The sequence below is a fragment of the Asanoa sp. NPDC049573 genome, assembly GCF_040676615.1.
Classification (GTDB): domain Bacteria; phylum Actinomycetota; class Actinomycetes; order Mycobacteriales; family Micromonosporaceae; genus Asanoa.
Map to the genome: position 1 here is coordinate 1 of NZ_JBFAPI010000037.1, position 21,313 is coordinate 21,313.

Genomic DNA, 21,313 nt, shown 5'->3' on the forward strand with positions numbered 1-21,313 from the left:
GAATATGACATGTCGATGTCGGCTGATTTCCATGTTCGGGTGGCTGCGTGTACGCATAACCCGGCTATCGAGATGCTCGTGCAGTCGTTCCATGGCCCGTTGTTGATGTCGTTGGTCGAGGCGAAGGTGACCGCGCCGCTGATGGGCCACAAGGGCACACAGGAGCATGCCGCCTTCATCGACGCGATCGCCGCCCGCGACGCCGACCGGGCCATCGCGATCATGACCAAACACCTGAAGCGCACGGCCGATCGGGTACGCCGCTCGTCCTGAGGCCGTTGACGAGCTGATCGTTAATGGTTGTATGGTTAGGCCATGACGAGTACGCGGCTGCGCCATGCTGACGAACCGTTCTACCTTCCGGTTCGCGATGAGGTGGAACTCTTCTCCGCGGCCTACGAGCAGCGAATCCCGGTGCTGCTCAAGGGGCCGACCGGTTGTGGCAAGACTCGGTTCGTCGAACACATGGCGTGGCGGCTGTTCGGGAACCGGCCCGATGCGCCGGCCGAGCCACTCGTCACCGTCAGCTGCCACGACGATCTGACGTCGGCCGACCTGGTCGGCCGCTACCTGCTCTCGGGCGAGGGAACCACCTGGCTCGATGGCCCGCTCACCAAAGCGGTGCGCACCGGTGCGCTGTGCTATCTCGATGAGGTGGTCGAGGCTCGCAAGGACACGACCGTCATCCTCCACGCCCTCACGGACCACCGCCGGATGCTGCCCATCGAACGGCTGGGCACCACCGTCCAGGCGCATGACGATTTCCTGCTCGTCATCTCCTACAACCCCGGTTATCAGGTGGCGACCAAGGATCTCAAGCCGAGCACCCGGCAACGGTTCATGGCCATCGACTTCGACTACCCGGCGAGCGACCTCGAGACGCAGATCATCGCGCACGAGGCGGAGCTCGACGAGACGAGGGCGGGGCAACTGGCGTTCCTCGGCGAGCAGCTGCGCCGCCTGGGCGAGGCCGGTGTCATCGACGGCCCCGGCACCAGGCTGCTCGTGCATGTCGGGGAGCTCATGGTCAAGGGCATCGCACCACGGCGCGCCTGCGAAGCCGGCCTCGTGCAGGCACTCAGCGACGAATCCGACGTGCAGCGCGCGATCATCGACGTGGTCAGCGCGATCTTCCCCGAGTGAGGCGACGTTGACCGTCACGCAGGTGCAGCCTCCCGCCCGCCACCGGGTGTTGGTCAGGGAGCGCGGTGTGCTCGAGGCGCTCGAGCAGGCCGCCGCGGAGGACCGCGCGCGACACCACTTGGCGCTCTACTACCGGGCGCTCACGGGCAAGGTCTGTTCGCTCATTCCGTACGACGGCGGTGCGAACCCATGGGAGCGCGCCGACACCGAGGCCGAGGTCTGGCTGCCGGCGCAGGCGCCGCTCGACGAGCATTTCGAGTTCACCTCGGGCCAGTTCTTCCAGGTGGCGATGACCCATCGGGCCATGCACGAACGGTTCGGGTCGTTCCGCCTCGATCTCGAGCGGGACGAACCGCTCTTCCGGCGCCTCCGTCCGGCCGACACCAGCGACCCGGGCGTCCCGGCGCTCGAGCGACTGGCGGGCCTCTTCGGTCATTCCGCGCTTGGCGTGCACATGTTCGCGACCTGCGAGGACATCCGCATCGACGCTGCGACCGCGCGGCTCTTCCCGGGCCTGGCCGGGCCGTTGCGCGCCGTCCAACACGGTGCTCTCCACGACCGGCCCGAGACCTCCGTGCTCTCCCCGCGCGCGGCGGCGATCGAGGCGTTGATCCGCTTCAGCCTCGGCAGCTCCAAGGTTCTGGCGCCGCATCAATTGGAGCCGACCATCGAGCAGATCGTGGCGATCGCCCGGCTCCTGCGCGATCCCCTGTCCACCGTGGAGTCCAGCGTCGAGGCGGCGTTGCGGATCTGCCACCTGCTGATCGAACAGCCGGACGACGGCATGCACCGGACCGTGCGCGAGTTGCGGTTCGCCGACCTGGATGGCGACGCGGAGGCGATGAGTCCGCTGGACATGGCCACCCTCCCTAGCCGAATGGCCGGCGCCGACGGTCTTGGCCCCTGGTACCACCATGTCCGCTACCGCGACTGGCCCGGCCCTCGCTACGTCGGCGTCGGCGAAGGCGATCTGTCGCTCGCCGACGTGCTCGATCTCGCCGCGCGGCGGGCCGAGGGTCAGGGTGAGGTCGCGCCCGGTCCGGACGCCGGCGACGACGATCTCCTCGACATCGAAGGGGAGGAGCGCCCACCGGCCGAGGAGAAGCCGCAGGAGGAGTCTCGCCCGGACGGGCGACCCGCCGACAGCGGCATGACCCTTCCGCCGCCGACCAGCGACGCGCCCGATCTCGTGTGGGAACCGGCGTTGCGGGCCACGGGGCGGCGGGAGTTCACCTATCCCGAATGGGATCGGTTCGCCGAGCGGGTCCGCCCCGATCACACCCTCGTGCGACTGCTCACGGCGCCGGCGAACAGCTCGGAGCACGACCACTTCGAAGTGCTTGCCCGCTACGGTGACATCGTTTCCCGGCTGGTGCGCGCGATCGAGCGCATCAGCCCGCAGTCGACCGCCGCGACCCGGCGCACCAGCACGGGCGACGACCTCGATCTCGACGCGACGATCGACGCGATGATCGACATGCGGCTGAAGGCCGAACCCAGCGACCACCTCTACACCGACCTTCGCCGGCCGCGGCGGGAGGTTGCCGTCGCCTTCGCGATCGACCTGTCCGGTTCGACCGCCCTGTGGCTTCCGCCGGACGCGGTGAACCCCGGCGTGCCCATCCAGCGAATCCTCGACCTGCAGCGCGATGCCGTCAGCCTCGTCGCCGAGGCGCTCAATCGGGTGGGCGATTCCTTCGGTATTTACGGCTTCAGCGGGACTGGTCGCGAGAATGTCCGCCTTTCTGTCGTCAAAGACATCGAGGAGCGGCTCACCCCGGTCGTTTGGCGCCGGCTCGGGAGCATGGTCCCGGACGACACCACGCGGATCGGCGCGGTTATCCGGCATTTGACTCACCGGCTGCAGCAGATCGACGCGGCGACGAAGATTCTCGTTGTCGTCACCGATGGGCGGCCGTTCGATGTCGACTACGGCCAGAAATACCAGAAGGAATACGGCCGCGAGGCGGAATTCGACTATGCCGTCGCCGACACCGCGCACGCCCTGGCCGAGTCCCGTTCCCGCGCGGTCAACCCGCTGCTCATCACGGTTGACCCGTATGGGGAGAACTACCTGGCTCCGGTGTGCGATCCCCACGAATACCACGTCATCGGGGATCCGCAGGATCTGCCCGAGGCGCTGGCCGATATCTACCTCGCGGTCCGCCGGGCGACCATGGGCAGGCCGACGGCCGCGGCCGCGATGCCTCCGGTGAGAAGGGCATAGCGGGGGCCGGCGGTCGAGCCGATCGATCCGACGACGGGCCCGCCGATGACGGCGCTGCCCTGCCAGGCGATCTGCCACAGTCCCATGACGCGGCCCCGGAACTCTGGCGCGCTCGCGAGTTGCATGACCGTCTTGGCCGCGGAATTGAAGCTCGTCACGCTGGCCCCGACGAACATGAGCGCGACGTGCGCCAGGGCCAGATTCGGCGCGAGCCCCGCGGCGCTGATCGTGAGGCCGCAGAGCATGGCCGAAGCGCCGAGCGATCGCACGCTGATGTGGTGACGGCGCGCCGCCACCAATCCACCGAGCAGAGCGCCGGCGGCCAGGAAGGACATCGCGGTGCCGTACCCGCTGGCCGCCTGGTGGAAGGTCGTGGTCGTGAGCAGCGGCAGCGTGACCGGGAACTCCCACGCCAGGGTGCCCACGACGGTCACCATGATCATGGGCAGTGCGAGCGACCGCGTCCGGCGGATGTAGGCAACCCCCGCCCTGATCTGACCCTTGCCGCTCACCTGGCGTTTCGCCGGGATGATCTCCGAGCTGCGCAGCAGGAGCAGGCTCGCGATGACCGGTCCGAACGAGAGCGCGTTGATGACGAAACAGGGCGTGAGCCCGAGATGTGCGATGAGCACGCCACCGATCGCCGGGCCGACGATCCGGGCGAGGTTGAGGGTGATCGAATTGAGGGCGATCGCATTGGCGACGAGGTCGCGCTGGACGAGCTGGGGGATGAGGCTCTGGCGCGACGGACCGTCGAGCACATTGACGAGGCCGATGGTGAAGACCAGCGTCACCAGGATCGGCACGGTGGCGGCACCAGCCCAGACGAGCGCGGCCAACACCGCCGTCAGCACGGCTTGGGCAACCTGCGTCCAGATGAGCAGTTTCCGGTTGTCCACGCGGTCGGCGACGAGCCCACCCCATGGCCCGAGCACGACAAGGGGAACGAATTTCGCCGCCGTGACGAAGCCCAGGATCGTGCCGCTCCCGGTGAGCTCGAGCACCAGCCAGCCGACGGCGATGTTCTGCATCCAGCTGCCAGCCACCGAAACGGTTTGCCCGCTGAAATACAGCCGGTAATTGCGGATTCTCAGCGAGGCGAACATCGAGGGTCGGCTTTTGGACACCTGCGGCGTCAAGCGACATCACCATCCGATCCGTTGACACGGCACGATGCGGTTCGTAGCCTAACACATAGGTATGACCAATAGCCCGATGGCCCAATGTGGGGAGAATGGCTAGTGAAGAAGAGCCTGAAGTTTGCCGGCAGTTCCGTGGGTGAACCGTGGTGGGTGCTCGGCGATGTGACGCGGACGTTGCTCGAGCCGCTCGGTTACGAGGTCGAGGTGCTGACCGCCTCCGGGTCGACGAACAACCCACGCTTTGTCGGCGGCGGCAAGGCCGATTTCGGTGCCACCGTCCCGGAGACGCTCGGTTGGGCCGTCCGCGGCGAGGAGAACTTCAAGGGAGAGACGTTCGTACCCGTTCGTGCGATTGGCCGAGTCCGGCGCCCCTCGTGGCTCACGGCGGCGGTGCGCTACGAAACGGGCTTCACGAGCCTCGAGCAGATCGCCGCTTCGGGACGACCGATCCGGCTGGCGACCAACGACCTGGACTCCATCGCATCCGTCGTACCCAAGAAGGTGCTGGCCTACTACCACCTGACGAAGGACGAGATCGTGGCCAACGGCGGCGAGGTGCGCAGGATGCGCGACGTCGACTGGCGCGGGGGTGACATCGACGTCATCATCACCAACCTCTACATGGGACGCACGGCGGTGACGAAGCACTGGATGACGGCCTCGGAGCACATGAACCTGCGGTTCCTCGACCTCGCCGACGACCTCATCGCCCAATTGGGGGCGGACGGGCATGGCAAGCCGGGCCATGTTCCGTTCCACTTCCTCCGCGGCATCGACCGCCCGATCAAGGCGCTCGACCGGGTCGACGGGATCCTCATCTACTGCCCGGCCGACACCGACGAGGAGTTCGTCTACACCCTGACGAAGCTCTACGACTCCAACCGGGATCAGTTCTTCAACCAGGCCGTCCACATGGCCTGGGACCCGGCGGCCGTCACCAACACCGAGGGGATCGAACTGCACCCGGGTGCGGTTCGCTACTACCGCGAGGCCGGCCTGCTGTAGTCGGGCGGCCATCGCGGCGCGACCAGACGGCGGTCCTACCGGAAGTCCGGTAGGACCGCCGCTCGTGACGTCTCACCGAGCACGAGCCGCCGCGGCGTCGTACTCGGGAGCATTCTCGAAATGGACGATCCGTGCGTATCCGAGGTTCTTGAAGAGCCGGTTCGACCCGGAGATGAGCGTCGCGGGTGAGGTGCCGGTGGCGAATCGCTGGACCACGGTGTTCTGGGGCGTCCAGATGACGTCACCCTTCTTCCACTCCCACCGGGTCGGCTCCTTCGCGATCCGGGCGTAGTACTGGTCGGTGATCTCGGCCTCCACGTCCCAGTGCAGGTCGTAGCCCTCGCCGTCGATGACGTAGGAAACCTCGTCCGCCATCTGCCAGCGCCGCCCCGACCGGCTGCCCGCCGGGATCTCGTGCAGGTAGACGTCGGTCGCCTTGATCCGCAGCGGGACACCCTCACCCGCCAATCGGCGGACCCGCCCGAACGGTGTCCACTCCCACGGCGTGTCCTTGGGAGTGAGCACCTTCGGAACGAGTTCGTCGCCCTCGGGGCGCCCAGTGAGCCACTCGCTGCGCGGCTCCCAGAGCTCATCGTTCGCCGGGACGGTCCCGATCTTGCCCTGATAGGTCAGGCCGAGGAAGAGCGCCAGCGGCTTCGGCTTGAAGATGATGCAGGTGGCTTTGTTCTCGGGGTCCGGGTTGTTGTGCCAGTGGACGCTGTCGTTGTGCACCGCGATGGCGTCGCCCGCGTTCCAGTCGTAGCGCTTGCCGTCGTGCAGCTCGTACCCGTGACCATCGAGGGCATAGAAGAAGGCCTCGTTCTGATGGCCGTGACCGTCGTTGCGGCCGTTCGGCGGGACGACGACGAAATGCACGTGCAGGGACTGCGTACGAAAGATGTCGTCGCCCGGGGCGACGATGTTCGCGGCTCCCCAGCCCTCCACCCCAGAGGCAGTGAAGACCCGCGGAATGTTGGCCAGCCGCTCCTGGCGTTCCTTGGCGATCGAATACCGGGAGCTGCTCACCTGGCGTACGTAGATGCGCTCCTTGGCGTAGTCCTCGGCATGGACGTGGACGTTCTGCGCCACCTGTTCGCGCTCGCGGGTCCTGGACCGTTCAGTCTCCACTTGGGTCTCCTTCGATTGGATTGCGCGCGCGTTGTCGACGGCGGCCAGCAGATCGGCACGTGAGATGGGTCGTTCCTCGGCCGAGGCCGCCCGGATGGCGGATTGGCAGACGAACTCGAGGTCGCCGCCGACGAGCCCGGCGGTCACCGGCACGAGGGCCGCGACGAGTGCCTCCGCGGGTTCGCCGAGCTTGGCGAGGCGAAGCTGCCGGTGCAGGATCGCGGCGCGATCGTCGTCGCTCGGCGCCCGGACGTGGATGTGCACGCCGAGTCGTCCGTGCCTTAGGATCGCCGGCTCGACATCGGCCGGGCGATTGGACGCCGCGACGACGAGGACGCGTGCGGCCGGATCGAGCGCATCCAGCTCGGCGGTGAGCTGGCTGATGACCCGGCGCTGGGCACGTGCCCCGTCATCGCCGCGCCCGCCCTGTCGCGGCGCGATGGCATCGAGCTGGTCGAAGAAGAGGATCGACGGCGCCACGTTGCGGGCCCTGTCGAACACGGTCCGCAGGGTCTCCTCCGTCTCGCCCAGCCACTGCGAGAACAGTTCCGGCCCGTGCACCGTCACGAGGTTGACGCCGGATTCGCCCGCCATGGCCCGCACCAACGCCGTCTTGCCGGTCCCGGGCGCGCCGGCGAGCACGAGGCCCGCGTCGGTGACCAACTCGGTGCCCGTCGATGGGCCGGAAACGAACGCCTCGATGATCGACCGGAGCCGCTTCTTCACGTCGTCGTAGCCGCCGATGTCGCTCCATCGCGTCGCTGGATGCTCGCTGGCCGCTTGGCGCAGTGCCGCCGGACGCACGGTGCGCAGCGCGGCGCGGAAGTCGTCCGCCCGCACGATGAGATCGGCGGGATCGGGGCTGTTGGCCAGGGACGGGGCCGCCACGAAGCGGGCCGCTGCCCGGCGCAGCGCGTGGAGGCCGGCCTCCCGGGCGAGCTCCATGAGGTCGGCGCCGACGAACCCGTGCGCCTGGGACGAGATTTCGCCGAGGGTGTCGAGGGCCCTGTCGTCGAGCGGCATCTCCCGGCAGTGGACCCGCAGGATCTGTTCGCGTTCGCCGGGGGTGGGAGTGGGGAAGAAGATCTCGCGGTCGAACCGGCCGGCCCGGCGCAAGGCCGGGTCGATGGCGTGCAGCCTGTTGGTGGTGCCGATGACGAGCAGCCCTTCGGCCCGCCCGAGCCCGTCCATGAGGGCGAGCAGCTGCGTCACTGCCCGCGATTCGGAGCTGCTGGACGCCGTTCGCCGCACGGTCGCGATCGCGTCGATTTCGTCGATGAGGATGATCGCGGGGGCCGACGCGCTCGCCTCCGCGAACACCTTGCGCAGGTTCGCCTCGGTCTCGCCGCTGTAGGTGCCGACGATCTCGGGGCCGTCGATGTGCCAGTAGCTCGCGTTGACCTCGTTGGCAACGCTGCGGGCCAGGAGGGTCTTTCCTGTTCCGGGAGCACCGTGGAGGATCACCCCTCGGGGCGCGTCGATGCCGAGCTGGCGGTAGACGTGGGGGAACAACAGTGGAAGTTCGACGTATTCGCGCACCTCGCGCAGCTGGGTCGTCAGGCCGCCGACATCCTCGAAGGTCGTGTCGAGCACCGTGCTCGGCCGGTCGTGGTGGTCATGACCCTCGCCCGGGCCGTGCTCGTGGTCGGCGGAGATGAGCCAGACGTCGGTGTCCGCGGTGACGAGGCCCTCTCGGCCCGCCACGGCATGCACCTCGAAGGTGATCCCGACCAGCCGATCCGGCGGCTTGAAGTAGGTGAGCATGCCCTCGCGCAGCGCCACCCGGTTTGTCACGAGCATCGACTTCAGCGCGGGGACGACGTTGGCGTGGTGGGCGCCCAGCGCAACGCTCGGGACGAGGCTGACCTCGGACGCCGGAGGCAGCTCGACGACCTCGACGGTTACGGGCTCGTTGGGGTAGGCCTTGATCGCCTGGCGAGTCAGCCTGTCGATCCGGATCGCGCCGTCGTCCAGCGCCTCTTCGGGAGACGTGTCCGTCGGCGCCACCGTGACCAGGCCGACGCGACCGCGGGCGGTCGTCAGGCGCAGTAGGTCACCATCGGCGATCCCCGAGGCGCGCAGATCCGTCGCCACGAGAACGGCGCCTGGCACGGCTGCGCGGTAATCCGTGGGGCGAGCATCAACGATGGCCCGGAACTGCGTACCGACGCGCGCTGACATCCAGCTACCTCCTCGTAGGACCCCGGCCGTGGTCTGGGGCGGGCCGGACGTTGCGATCGAGTCACGGCTTCCCAATTCATCCGGGAGACCATCTTGACCCGCGGCGAATAGTGATGCAATGGTTAGTCCAATGCAACGCGTCGACCACTCGCGTTCCACCCGGACGCGCTACCGCCGTATCGAGGCCGAGTTCCCACCATGAGGGAGAGACAGGGGATGACAGGCAGTTGACCAGCTACGTCGTGCGGCGCGTGCTCGGAGCGATCCCCCTGCTTCTCGCCATCGTCGTGATCATCTTCTTTATCACCCGGCTCGTACCGGGCGACCCGGTTTCGGCGATGCTGCCCGAGAATGCCACCGAGCTCGACCGGCAGCGAATGACCGAGCTGTACGGGCTGAACGACCCGGTGCTCGTGCAGTTCTGGAAGTATCTGGTCCAATTGCTGCACGGAAACCTGGGTACGTCGTTCCAGTACCACAGCTCGGTCAGTGAGCTCCTGTGGAGGCGCCTGCCCGCCACGCTCGACCTGGCGATCGCCGCCCTGCTCTTCGGGTGGATCATCGGCATCGCATTGGGCGCCATCGCGTCGACCAAGCACAACAAGTGGCAGGACCGCACGGCCAGCGTTGTCGGTCTCATCGGAATCTCGGCTCCGACGTTCTGGATCGGGCTACTGCTCATCATCTATGTAGCCGTGCCGACGGGGTGGTTCCCCACGGGCGGCCGGTTACCCGCTGACGTCGTACCCCCCGGTCCTACCGGGGTGAACTTCGTCGATGCCATCATCCACCTCGACCCAGGGCTGTTCTTCACATCGCTGCGGTACGTCGCCCTGCCGGCCATCACGCTCGGCGCGGCCATGACCGGTCTGCTCGTGCGGATGACGCGCTCGAGCATGCTCGAGGTGCTGGGCGACGACTACATCCGCACCGCCCGGGCCAAGGGTGCCCGGGAGAGCACCGTGAACTTCCGCCATGCCCTGCGCAACGCCGGTCGCCCCGTCGCCACGGTCATGGGCCTAGAGGCCGCCTCGCTGCTCAGCGGATCGATCGTCGTGGAAACCATCTTCTCGTGGCCCGGGTTGGGACAGACGCTCGTCAACGCCGTGGATTTCCGCGACTACCCGGTCATTCAGGCCACGGTGCTGATGTTCGCCGTCGTCTTCGTGCTGACGAACCTGGCCGTAGATATCGCCTACTGCTTCATCGACCCGAGGATCAAGTACTGACATGGCCATGCTGAAGGGTTTTTCGACGGCGATCGACCAGTTACGAGCAAGGAGGCAGCATGAGCGCCGCGGTTGAGCTTCCCACTCCCGTGCGCCGCCTGTCGTTCTGGGCGAAGGCGCGCCGGCTGATGCGTCGTCCGGGTGGGTGGAACGTCGCGGTGGGTGGCGGCATCCTGTTGGGCTTCGTCGTCATCGCCGTATTCGCCGGCCTGCTGTCGCCACATGACCCGTACGCGCAGGATCTGGTTAACAAGCTCAAGCCGCCGGCGTGGGCCGGTGGTGGCAGCATGTCCCATCTCCTCGGCACTGACTATCTGGGGCGTGACATCCTCAGCCGCCTCATCTACGGTGCCCGGATCTCCCTGCTGGTCGGGGTCGCCACGGCCATCGGGGCCGCCTTCATCGGTGTGACAACCGGTGTCATCGGCGGGTATCTGGGCGGGTGGGTGGACGCGGCCATCCAGCGAGTCGTCGTGCTCTTCCAGGCGTTCCCGTTCATTCTGCTTGCGATCCTGCTGGTTGCCATCACGGGCGCCGGCACCTGGAAAGTTGTGCTCATCCTCGTGCTGTCCCGCTGGCCCGCGTTCAACCGGGTCGCGCGATCCGAGGCACTGAGTCAACGAACCCGCGAATACGTCCTGGCCGCCGAAGCCATGGGCTCCCACTGGTTCCGGCTCATGAACAGGCACGTCCTGCCTGCCGTGGTCGCGCCGTCCATCGTCGTGGCTACGTTCTCCATCTCGGGAGCGATCCTCGGCGAGGCAGGCCTGAGCTTCCTCGGTCTTGGCGTGCCGATCGCCACCCCCACGTGGGGCAACATGCTCGCCGATGGCCGGAACTACATGTACGCCGACCCCTGGCTGACGATCCCGCCCGGCGTCGCCCTGTTCCTCATCGTCATCGCCGCCAACATCATGGGCGATGGGATTCGCGACCTCACCGATCCCCGGCTGAGGAATCGCGCTCGATAGAGCGCGGCACTTCACCGAAGCCATTAACTCGACAGTTCGCCGTTGCAGATCTCGGTCAACCAGAAAGAGGTGAAAGATGACTCTCGGAAGCAGAAAGAGACGCCGCACAGTGTTCATCGCGCTGGCGACGGTCGGCGTCTTCGCTTTGACGGCTTGTAACGGCGGTAGCGGTTCGGGAGGTGCCGGCGCGACGTCTTCGGGCGTCATCGTCCAGGACTCCACGGTGACCGTGGGCGAGCAGGACGAGCCGCCGTCGTGGAACATCTACGCCCAAAGCGGTACGGGCTCCGGCAACTCGCAGTGGGGCAACATCTTCGACGCATTGCTCGACTGGAACTACGACAAGAAAGCGTATGACCCGTACCTCGCCACGAGTTGGGAGAGCAGCCAGGACCTGAAGACCTGGACGTTCCACCTGCGTCAGGGCGTGAAGTTCTCCGACGGGACGCCGTTCACCGTCGACGATGTGCTGTTCAGCTTCGACCGCATCAAGAACCACCCCGACTCGCTCATGGCGAGCCACTTCGCCCATGTGACGAAGATGGAAGCGCCGGATCAGTCCACAGTGGTGCTTACCCTCGACACGCCCATCGCCTCGTTCCTCTCGGACATCGAGGGCCGCATGATCGTGTCGAAGCACGCCTACGACACGATGAGCGAAGACGCCGCCAACCACGCGATGATCGGCACCGGCCCCTTCAAGATGGAGAGTTGGGTCGAGGGTCAGCAGATGACGCTGGTTCGCAACGACAACTTCTGGGGCGAAAAGCCGAGCGTCAAGAAGCTCGTCCTCAAGGTCATCCCGGACGACGCGGCACGGCTCGCGGCGCTCAAGTCCGGTGAGGTCCAGATCATTCGTGAGCTGCCCTCGCAGGACATCCCGACGGTGAAGAACACCCCGGGGGTCAAGCTCGTCACCAACCCCGGTGTGCGCATCCTGTTCACGCCGTTCAACCCGACGATCAAGCCGTTTGACGACCCGCGGGTGCGCGAGGCCATCAGCAAGGCGATCGACGTACACACCATCGTCGAGGGCGTGTTCGACGGCACGCTGACGGAGATGAAGGGCCCGATGCCGGACTTCATTCCCGGCGCGGACCCGGGCTGGAAGGGCCACGTCTACGACCCGGATGCGGCGAAGGCGCTGGTCAAGGAGATCGGCGGTGGTCAGCCCGTCAAGATCACGTTCACCTCGGCGACGGGAACCTACCCGGGTGACACCCAGGTCAACCAGGTGATCGTGGAGCAGCTCAAGGCAGTCGGCTTCGACGTTCAATTCGACTCACCTGACTTCGCGGTCCTGTCCGCGAACCAGAGCAAGGGCAAGGTTGGGTTCTACCTCATCACCAAGGGTGGTTACCAGGACGCCGGTGCCGTCTACACGCAGTACTGGCTCGCCGGGCAGTCGAAGCGAACCATGTGGAACGACCCGGCGCTCAACGATGTCCTCACCAAGCAGGCCGCCGAACCTGACACCACCAAGCGCGAACAGCTGCTCAAGGACGCCGGCAACATGCTCATGGACCAGGACGCGGCCGTGTGGTTCGGCACCTACGAAAACCTGTGGGCGACCGCCGACAACATCAAGTGGCAACCGAACGCCGGTGAGTGGATCAACGGCAATGACATCGACGTGCTTCAGAAGTAGTTGTTAGACCGCCGCGGGCTGGTCCGCACGCCGAAAGTGACGGCGGGCCATCCCGTGGGGGCCGTGAGACCCATGAGAGGGCGCCTGGATGACCACCGAACCGTCGTACTCGCTGAGTGACTTTCTTTCCGCGGCCCATGTCAAGGAGTTCGTGCCGCTTTCCGATGGGTCGGGGCTCGTGTTCGTCCGTGATTCGCTCGAGACCGGCACGGCGGAGGTCTTCAGGGCGGATGTCAGCGGTGGCGACCCGGTGCGGCTCACCGGCGTCTTTCACCCGGAGCTGCAGACCTCGCCATTGGCGCAGCATCGCGCCGAGCCCAAGGCGCAGATCGCCGTGACCGACGGGCGGGTCTACTTCACCAGCTCGCGCTACTACCAGGCGATCGACAACATCTTCTCGGTATCGCTTGACGGGGGCGACCTGCGCCAGCACACCTTCCACGACGCGATGATCGAGACGAGTCCCGCGCCGTCGCCGGATGGCTCGACGCTTGCCTACTTCACCCGCACGGGCCGGGGAACGAAGGTGTCCCTTCTGGACCTGCGTACACCCGCCGCTTGGCCTCGGCTCTTGTCACCGGGAAGCGACAACGAGCGGTTCCCGGTCTGGTCGCCCGACGGTCGGTGGATCGCATTCGAGCGCCGCGGAGACACCTGGCTGCACGAAATCGCCACGGGCGTCGAGCGCCGACTCGTTGTGGACGCGTGGAGCAAGGTGACCAGCCCCGTCTTCTCGCCGGATTCGGGGCGCGTCCTCGTCTCGGCCAGTGACAGCGGATTCAGTCAGCTCGCCGTCGTCGACCTCGCCACCGGCGAGTTGACCGGCCTGACGCGACTCCCGCGCCAGCATTCGGGAGGCTCCTGGTCGCCCGACGGGCAGTCGATCACCCTGACGTTCGCCGACGGCGTGGGCCTGAGCAACCAGGTCGGGGTGTTGCGCGCCGACGGCACCGGCGATCTCGTGACCTTGACGAGCGGCACCGCGATGCGTGGGAGCCCACAGTTCTCGCCCGACGGCGCCTCGGTCTATTACCTGGAGGGCGCCTCCAACAGGGTGCATGACATCTGGGCGGTCTCGCCGAACGGCGGGGAGCCACGCCAGATCACCTTCTCCATGGGCAGCCTCGACGCCGACCGCCTGCCGGTCGCCGAGGAGGCCTGGTATCCGGCGGAGGACAGCCTGCCGATCCGGACGCTCGTCTTCAAGCCGGCGAACTTCGACCCGGCGAGGAAGTACCCGGTCGTCGTCGCCCTCCACGGTCACCCGGGCTGCTGGACGCACACGATGAACGCCCTGTGGCAGTGGGTCATCAGCCGTGGGGTCGTCCTCGTCGCGCCCAACCCGCGCGGCACCAAGGGGCTCGGCGCGGCCTTCCACGATCTCCACGACGGTGATTGGGGCGGGGTCGAGTTCTCCGACGTCATGGGCGTGCTCGGCCTCATCGCCGAGTTGCCCTACGTCGACTTCCACCGGAAGGCGACGTGGGGAGGCAGCGGTGGTGGCTATATGAGCTTCCTGATCGCCACGCGCGCACCGCAGGTGTTCGACGCACAGGTGATCCGAGCGCCCGTCTCGGCGTGGAAGTGGATCGCGATGGATCGGTTCACCGGCCAGGCGCGCTACGCGACCGCGACGCGCGACCCGCAGCGGGCCCGGGAGGAGATGGGTGGCTCCTACACCGAGATTCCCGACCGTTACGAAGAGCGCTCGCCACTTAATTTCGTCGAGCACGTCACCGTTCCGCAGTTGCTGCTCAGCGCCCGCCGGGATGGGTCGGTGCCGCTCAACGAGTCGCGGCGCTGGGTCGCTCGGATGAAGGAACTCGGAAAGGGCGACCTGGTCGACTACGTCGAGTACCCCGACGACGATCACTCGCTGCTGCGGTATCGCTCGACCATGCGCGATCAGGGCGAACGGATCGTCAAGTTCTTGGCGGAGCATCTGGATGCTCCACAGATCGCTGAGGAAAAGGTGTCATGACTATTGCCGCGAACAGCCTGACCAGGGTTCCCGGCCGGTCCGAGGACCCGCTGCTCGAGGTCGAGAATCTCTCCGTCGTCTTCGTCGGGCTCGATGCCACGCTACCGGCTGTCACCGATGTGGCCTTCGGGCTCTACCCGGGCGAGACGCTCGGTGTCGTCGGCGAGTCCGGCTCCGGGAAGTCGGTCTCCATGATGTCGATGCTTGGGTTGACGCCCGGCCGAGTGACATCTGGGCAGGTCCTGTTCGACGGCAAAGACCTGATGAAGATGTCCGCCGAGGAACGCCGCAAGATCCGTGGTGGCCTGATCGCGATGGTCTTCCAAGACCCCATGTCCTCCCTCAACCCGGTGCAGCGCATCGGGCATCAGCTCGAAGAAACCCTGAAGCTCCACAGCCCGCAGCTCAGCAAAGCGGCGCGCAAGGAACGCGTCGTCGAGTTGCTGCGGATCGTCGGTGTCGCCGACCCGGAGCAGCGGGTGAAGCAGTATCCGCATCAATTCTCGGGCGGTATGCGCCAGCGCGTGATGATCGCGATGGCGATCGCGAACTCGCCCCGGGTGCTGATCGCCGACGAGCCGACGACGGCGCTTGACGTGACGATACAGGCCCAGGTTCTCGACGTTCTGCGCAAGGCGAAGGACGAGACGGACGCCGCGGTCATCCTCATCACCCACGACCTCGGCGTCATCGCAGAGATGGCCGACCGGGTCATGGTCATGTACGCCGGTCGCGTCGTCGAGGCGGGCTCCGTGACCGAGTTGTTCGACGATCCCCGCCACCCCTACACCAAGGGCTTGCTGGGCAGCGCGCTGCGGGTCAGCGAGCGGGTCGAGCGACTCAACTCGATTCCTGGCAATCCGCCGAACATCGCACACCTGCCCACCGGCTGCTCCTTCCATCCCCGGTGCTCCATCACGAAGGGGCGGGAGCGGTGCCGGACGGAGGCTCCGGAGCTCATCGACATCGGCGGTCGCTGGACCGCCTGCCATTTCAGCGACGAATTGCGGGGAGCGCAGTCATGAGTGCGGTAGAGCCGCAGCCGCTGCTGAAGACGGAGGGCCTGGAGGTCCATTTCCCGGTTCGCGCGGGCTTCTTCGGACAACGCCGCTCCACCATCAAGGCGGTGGACGGTGTCGACCTCACGCTGGCGCTGGGCGAAACCCTGGGGCTCGTCGGCGAATCCGGTTCCGGCAAGACGACGACCGGACGAGCGATCATGCGGCTCGAGCGCCCCACCGGCGGTCGCGTCGTTTTCGACGGCCGGGCGGTGCAGGACGTCTCCGAACGGGAGTTCCGCAAGTTCCGGCGCCAGTTCCAGATCGTCTTCCAGGACCCGTATTCGTCCCTCGACCCCCGAATGACGGTGCGTTCCATCATCGCGGAGCCGATGGTTGTCGCCGGCGTCGGGGATCGCGCCTCCAGGGTCGCGCGAGTGAACGAGTTGCTCCGCCTTGTCGGGCTTGAATACAGCCATGGCGATCGCTACCCGCACGCGCTGTCCGGTGGGCAGCGCCAGCGGGTCGGCATCGCGCGGGCCCTGGCGCTCAACCCTCAGCTGCTCATTCTCGACGAGCCCGTCTCCGCGCTCGATGTCTCGTTGCAGGCCCAGATCGTCAACCTGCTCAAGGACATCCAGCAGGAGCTGGGCCTCGCCTACCTCTTCATCTCACACGACCTGTCTGTCGTGCGCCAGATGTGCGACCGGGTGGCCATCATCTACCTGGGCCGGATAGTCGAGACCGGGCCGTTGGCCGAGATCTTCGACAATCCGTCCCACCCCTACACGCAGGCGCTCCTGTCGGCCGTGCCGATCGAGAACCCGAAACAGCGTGGGATGTCCAACCGCATCGTTCTGCGTGGCGACGCCGCGAGCCCGAGCAATCCACCGTCGGGATGTCATTTCCACCCCCGCTGTTTCCGGGCCGAGGAGATCTGTTCGAAGGAGTCTCCCGCGCTGCGCGACCTCGGCGGGACCGACCATTCCGCGGCCTGCCATTTCGCCGGCCCGAAGACGGTGCTCCCGCAAGCGTGACGACCGCGAGGGAAGCCCAGGGAAGGGTAGACATGACTGATCGTTGGGAGCCCGCGCGGGTTGTGAGCGTCGAGGAGTGTGTGCAGGCGACCGCTGATGTCGCGGCGCTGCCAACGCTTGACATCACGGACACGGAGGACGTGTTCCGCATCGACGCGGCCGGGATGCAGTGGGATATCGGCGTCCACGTGCACGAGCCGGTGGGTGGCTCGACGGCGGTAGGCGCGGACGGCAAGAAGATCGGCGTGTTCCTGCTCCACGGCGGCCAGGACGACTGGCGCCAGATGCTTCCGTTCGCGACGATGCTTTCCGCGAAGTTCGGCTACAAGGTGGTGACCGGCACCTTCCCGGGCCGCTTGTATTTGCAGGATCCGAGCCGCGACTGGCCGGGGGACACCATCAATCCGGACGGCACGGTCCGCACGCCGATCTGGCTGACCGACGAGCTGATAACCGCGGACCAGTATGACGTGGTCAAGGACACCCGGCTCAAGGCGCGGTACGGGACGCGAACGGTTGTCCACGCCAAGCCTGGGACGACTTTCTGGTTCAGGATGGCGGCGTCGCCGCTGGCCCTGGAAGCGGGCATGGTCGAGGCGATGGGGCGGCATTTCCCCGTGGACGAGTTCTCCGTGTATATGCAGGGACACTCGACCGGCGGCGCGATGACCATGATGCTCGCACAGCGGGTGCCGAACTGTGCGGGCCTGCTCGCCGCCGAGAACTCGATGTTCGGGGTCATCACCGAGCGGATGCAGATGTGGAGTGGTTCGCTCGGCAAGGTGGAGGGGTACGACCTCTTCACCGAGACCGCCAGCTATGAGGGGCGCGTCGACCCGTTCTACGAGGTGTATCTGCGCTCCTGGCGCGACATCGCCCGCTACTACGGTCCCGAGGCATTGGGCAAGGAAGGTCCGGCGGCGCTCATGCGCTTGCCCTCCCTCATGGAGGAGGTGATCGAGGGCTGGGACAAACAACTGGTGCGGCCACTTTTCAAGTGTGAATACCCCGTGACGCACAACATCGTGGCGTCGTTGACGCAGGGCGCGCAGGTGACCGCGGAGCGGTTGGGCCTCTCCCATGCCGAGACACAGGAGATGGTCGAGCACTATCTCGGCTTCACGCGTGAGTTGTCCGGCCCGGGGGCCAAGCCGATGCCGAACACGCTGTTCGGGATCGCGCGGCACAGCCGGGATGCGAGCCCGGAGGCGTTCGAGCAGATCACCCTGCCGCACTTCGCCGCGATGAGTCCGGCGCCGCGGGTCGGACTGCAGCACTTCCAGGCCGGAACCCACATGTTGTGGCGGTCCGAACCGGACCTTCCGCAGGGAATATTGCCCGCCGTCGTCCAACAGTGGGATCAGGCCATCACCCGAGGATTCTTCGTCCGGGAAGGGCGCCCATGACCGACCACTGGGAGCCCGCACGGGTTGTGAGCCTTGACGAATGCGTGCAGGCGACAGCGAATGTCGCCGCGATGCCGACGATCGAGATCACGGACACGGAGGACGTGTTCCGCATCGAGGTCGCGGGCATGCAGTGGGATATCGGTGTCCGGGTCTACGAACCCGCTGACCCGGCCGCGATCGCGGTGGGCGCGGATGGAAAGAAGATCGGCGCGTTCCTCCTGCACGGCGGTCAGGACGACTGGCGGCAGATGATCCCGTTCGCGACGATGCTCTCCTCGAAGTTCGGCTGGCGGGTGGTGTCCGGGACGTTCCCGGGTCGGCTCTACCTGCAGGATCCGAGCCGTAACTGGCCCGGGGACACGATGAATCCGGACGGCACGGTCCGTACCCCGATCTGGCTCAAGGACGAGTTCATCACCCCGGACCAGTACGAGCTTGTCCATGACACGTCCAAGGCGGCTCGGTACGGGACGCGTACCCTCGTCCACGCCAAGCCGGGCACGACGTTCTGGTACCGGATGGCGGCGTGGCCGCTCGTCATGGAGGCGGGATTCGTCGAGGCGATGCGCCGGCACTTCCCGGTCGACGAGTACTCGATCTACGTGCAGGGCCACTCGACGGGTGGGCCGCAGGTGTGCATGTTGTCCCAGCGGGTGCCCAACGTCGAGGGAATCCTTGCCACGGAGAACTCTCCCTTCGGCTATATCGCCGAGCGCCTGCAGGCGTGGGGCGGCGCGCTGGGCAAGGTGGAGGGCTACGAGCGACTCAAGACCGCGGCGAACCACACCAAGCGCGCCGACCCGTTCTACGAGGTCAACATCCGCTCGTGGCGCGACCTGGCCAGGTACGCGGGCCCGGAGGCACTGGGCAAGGAAGGACCCGCGGCGCTCATGCGGCTGCCGTCCCTCATGGAGGAGATCTTCGAGAAGTGGGACAAGCTGCTGGCGCGGCCGCTCTTCAAGTGCGAGTACGTCATCACCGAAGACATCCAGCCGGCGCTTACCCAGGCGGCGCAGGTGACGGCGGAGCGACTGGGCCTGTCGGAGGCCGAGACGGACGAGATGGTCCAGCACTATCTGGGCCTCGCACGTGAGCTGACGGGCCCCGGAGTCAAGCCGGTGCCGAACACGTTGTTCGGAATTTCGAAGAACAGCCGGGACCACAGCAAGGAGGTGTACGAGGAGGTCGTCATGCCGGCGTTCGAGGCGATGAACCCGGCCCCTCGCATAGCCCTCACGCATTTCCAGGCCGGCGTACACCAGCTCTGGGGTGCCGAGCCGAACCTGCCGCACGGCATCCTGCCCGCTGTCTGTCGACAGTGGAACCAGGCCATCCAGAAGGGTTTCTTCCTCAAGAAGTCAAGGAAGATCAGATTCGCCGGAAGCTCAGTCGGCGAACCATGGTGGGTGGTGGGTGATGTCACCCGGCGACTGCTGGAACCGCTTGGCTACCAGGTCGAGGTGCTCTCCGAGTCCGGCTCGACGAAGAACCCGCGCTACGTCGGCGGCGGCAAGGCCGAGCTCGGCGCGTCGGTCATTCCGACGATCCGCTGGGCGGTCAACGGTGAGCATCTCTACCAGGGCGAGACGTTCGCGCCGATGCGCGCCATCGGGCGGCTGGTTCGCCCCGCCTGGCTGGGCATCGCCGTGCGCGCGGAACTGGGTTTCACGACCATCGAGGAGGTCGCCGCCTCCGGATATCCGTTGCGCCTGGAGACGCACGCGCTGGACACGATCGCTGCCGTCCTCCCGATGGAGGTGCTCACCCATTACCACCTCACGCCCGAAGAGATCGAGGCGAAGGGCGGCACCACCCGGGTCATCGGCAGGGGCGACTACCGGGCGGGTGATGCCGACTTCATCATCGGCAACCTGTACCTGGGTCGCACCGCGGTGACGCAGAACTGGTTCACCGCGACCGAGCACCAGAACATGCGGTTCCTGGAGTTGGGCGATGACATCCTCGCCCAGTTGACGGCGAACGGACATGGCCAACCCGGGGAGATCCCCTTCCACTTCCTGCGCGGGGTGGATCGCCCGATCAAGGCACTGCGGCAGGCCATCGACCTCCTCATCTACTGCCCGGCCGACGCGGACGAGGACTTCGTACACACCTTGACGAAGCTCTACGACACCAACCGGGGCATCTTCTTCAACCAGTCCTTCCACATGGCCTGGGACCCGGCGCAAGCCGTGCACACCGGCCCGCTGGAGCTGCATCCAGGCGCGGAGCGCTACTACCGGGAAGTAGGAGAGTTGTGAAGAAGGATCTGAGATGGGCAGGCAGCACCGTTGGCGAACCCTGGTGGATCGTCGGCGATATCACCCGGCGTCTGCTCGAGCCGCACGGTTACTCGGTCGAGGTACTCACGCAGTCGGCGGCGGACGAGAACCCGCGATTCGTCGGGCGCGGCAAGGCCGACTTCGGTGTCGTCGTGGAACAGATCGTCGGCTGGGCGGTCAAGGGTGAGCACAACTTCACGGGTGAGGATTTCGTGCCGCTGCGGGCCATCGCGCGCCTGTCCCGGCCCGCGTGGCTCGGCGTGGCCGCGCGCCACGAGCTCGGCTTCACCAGCATGGCCGAGCTCGTCGCGTCCGACTACCCGTTGCGGGTCGAGACGCACGCGTGGGACTCCATCGGCAGCCTGCTGCACCGCACGTTGCTCGCGCACCACGGCCTGACGAAGGAAGCGATCGAGGCGCGGGGCGGCTCGGTCCGCAATTTCGGCAAGGGTGGTGACCTGCGCGCCGGCGACGTCGACCTGATCGTCGCCAACCTGTACCTGGGCCGCACCGCCGTGACCAAGCACTGGATGACCGCTTCCGAGCACATGAACCTGCGCTTCTTCGACATCGACGAGGCATTGCTTCAGCAGTACATCGCCGAGGGAAACGGTAAGGCAGGTGAGATTCCGTTCCACTTCCTGCGCGGCGTGGACCGCCCGGTCAAGGCGCTGGAGCGTGAGTTCGGGCTCATCATCTACTGCCCGGCGGACCTCGACGAGGACTTCGTCCACGACCTGACGAAGCTCTACGACGACAACCGGGGAATGTTCTTCAACCAATCCCTCCACATGGCATGGGACCCGGGTCGAGTCGCCAGGACGAACCCGCCGTTGGACCTCCATCCCGGCGCGGAGCGCTACTACCGCGAAGTCGGAATCCTCTGACCGTCGCGCCCCGCCGTATCAATTCATCACAGTGAAGGGACAAGG

Annotated in this window: 15 protein-coding genes; 13 read left to right on the forward strand and 2 right to left on the reverse strand. The window is 66.6% G+C overall.

What is annotated here, in order from left to right:
* The 3 genes from AB0J74_RS37765 to AB0J74_RS37775 form a co-directional block, all read left to right on the forward strand.
* A partial coding sequence (locus tag AB0J74_RS37765) for an FCD domain-containing protein (RefSeq protein WP_363457750.1) occupies nucleotides 1-273 on the forward strand: 273 nt, incomplete at its 5' end.
* A 42-nt stretch (nucleotides 274-315) separates the two neighbouring features.
* Nucleotides 316-1,143: a CbbQ/NirQ/NorQ/GpvN family protein gene (locus AB0J74_RS37770; RefSeq protein WP_363457753.1), complete on the forward strand. Its 828-nt coding sequence runs from the start codon at nucleotides 316-318 to the stop codon at nucleotides 1,141-1,143.
* 22 nt (nucleotides 1,144-1,165) lie between these two features.
* Nucleotides 1,166-3,370: a hypothetical protein gene (locus AB0J74_RS37775; RefSeq protein WP_363457755.1), complete on the forward strand. Its 2,205-nt coding sequence runs from the start codon at nucleotides 1,166-1,168 to the stop codon at nucleotides 3,368-3,370.
* On the opposite strand, the gene AB0J74_RS37780 is transcribed toward AB0J74_RS37775, so the two are convergent.
* Entirely contained in the window at nucleotides 3,295-4,509 is a 1,215-nt protein-coding gene (locus AB0J74_RS37780; protein WP_363457758.1) for an MFS transporter, read from the reverse strand. The genes AB0J74_RS37775 and AB0J74_RS37780 overlap by 76 nt on opposite strands.
* Before the next feature lie 102 nt (nucleotides 4,510-4,611).
* On the opposite strand from AB0J74_RS37780, the gene AB0J74_RS37785 reads away from it, so the two are divergent.
* Complete coding sequence (locus tag AB0J74_RS37785) at nucleotides 4,612-5,517, forward strand: TAXI family TRAP transporter solute-binding subunit (RefSeq protein ID WP_363457761.1); 906 nt, start codon at nucleotides 4,612-4,614, stop codon at nucleotides 5,515-5,517.
* A gap of 72 nt (nucleotides 5,518-5,589) precedes the next feature.
* Here the strand turns inward: AB0J74_RS37785 and AB0J74_RS37790 are convergent, their stop codons facing one another.
* A complete protein-coding gene (locus AB0J74_RS37790) occupies nucleotides 5,590-8,985 on the reverse strand; it encodes an AAA family ATPase (RefSeq protein ID WP_363457763.1) in 3,396 nt (1,131 codons plus the stop codon).
* A 68-nt stretch (nucleotides 8,986-9,053) separates the two neighbouring features.
* Here AB0J74_RS37790 and AB0J74_RS37795 point away from each other — a divergent pair, with 68 nt between their 5' ends.
* The 9 genes from AB0J74_RS37795 (at nucleotide 9,054) to AB0J74_RS37835 (ending at nucleotide 21,268) form a co-directional block, all read left to right on the forward strand.
* Nucleotides 9,054-10,055, forward strand: coding sequence for an ABC transporter permease (locus AB0J74_RS37795; protein ID WP_363457767.1), 1,002 nt, complete (start codon nucleotides 9,054-9,056; stop codon nucleotides 10,053-10,055).
* A gap of 59 nt (nucleotides 10,056-10,114) precedes the next feature.
* Nucleotides 10,115-11,026, forward strand: coding sequence for an ABC transporter permease (locus AB0J74_RS37800; RefSeq protein ID WP_363457770.1), 912 nt, complete (start codon nucleotides 10,115-10,117; stop codon nucleotides 11,024-11,026).
* A gap of 76 nt (nucleotides 11,027-11,102) precedes the next feature.
* Nucleotides 11,103-12,674, forward strand: a complete 1,572-nt coding sequence (locus AB0J74_RS37805; RefSeq protein ID WP_363457773.1) for an ABC transporter substrate-binding protein — start codon at nucleotides 11,103-11,105, stop codon at nucleotides 12,672-12,674.
* An 88-nt stretch (nucleotides 12,675-12,762) separates the two neighbouring features.
* The gene (locus AB0J74_RS37810; protein WP_363457775.1) at nucleotides 12,763-14,655 is read left to right on the forward strand and encodes a prolyl oligopeptidase family serine peptidase; all 1,893 of its coding nucleotides are present in this window, start codon (nucleotides 12,763-12,765) and stop codon (nucleotides 14,653-14,655) included.
* A complete protein-coding gene (locus AB0J74_RS37815; RefSeq protein ID WP_363457778.1) occupies nucleotides 14,652-15,680 on the forward strand; it encodes an ABC transporter ATP-binding protein in 1,029 nt (342 codons plus the stop codon). Before AB0J74_RS37810 ends, AB0J74_RS37815 begins: the two co-directional genes overlap by 4 nt.
* Nucleotides 15,677-16,690 (forward strand): oligopeptide/dipeptide ABC transporter ATP-binding protein, encoded by a 1,014-nt coding sequence (locus tag AB0J74_RS37820; protein WP_363457781.1) that lies wholly within the window; start codon nucleotides 15,677-15,679, stop codon nucleotides 16,688-16,690. Before AB0J74_RS37815 ends, AB0J74_RS37820 begins: the two co-directional genes overlap by 4 nt.
* Nucleotides 16,691-16,722: 32 nt before the next feature.
* A complete protein-coding gene (locus AB0J74_RS37825) occupies nucleotides 16,723-18,096 on the forward strand; it encodes a hypothetical protein (protein WP_363457784.1) in 1,374 nt (457 codons plus the stop codon).
* Entirely contained in the window at nucleotides 18,093-20,360 is a 2,268-nt protein-coding gene (locus AB0J74_RS37830) for a TAXI family TRAP transporter solute-binding subunit (RefSeq protein ID WP_363457787.1), read from the forward strand. The genes AB0J74_RS37825 and AB0J74_RS37830 overlap by 4 nt, the downstream gene beginning before the upstream one ends.
* Nucleotides 20,357-21,268: a TAXI family TRAP transporter solute-binding subunit gene (locus AB0J74_RS37835; RefSeq protein ID WP_363457790.1), complete on the forward strand. Its 912-nt coding sequence runs from the start codon at nucleotides 20,357-20,359 to the stop codon at nucleotides 21,266-21,268. The genes AB0J74_RS37830 and AB0J74_RS37835 overlap by 4 nt, the downstream gene beginning before the upstream one ends.
* Nucleotides 21,269-21,313 lie beyond the last annotated feature (45 nt).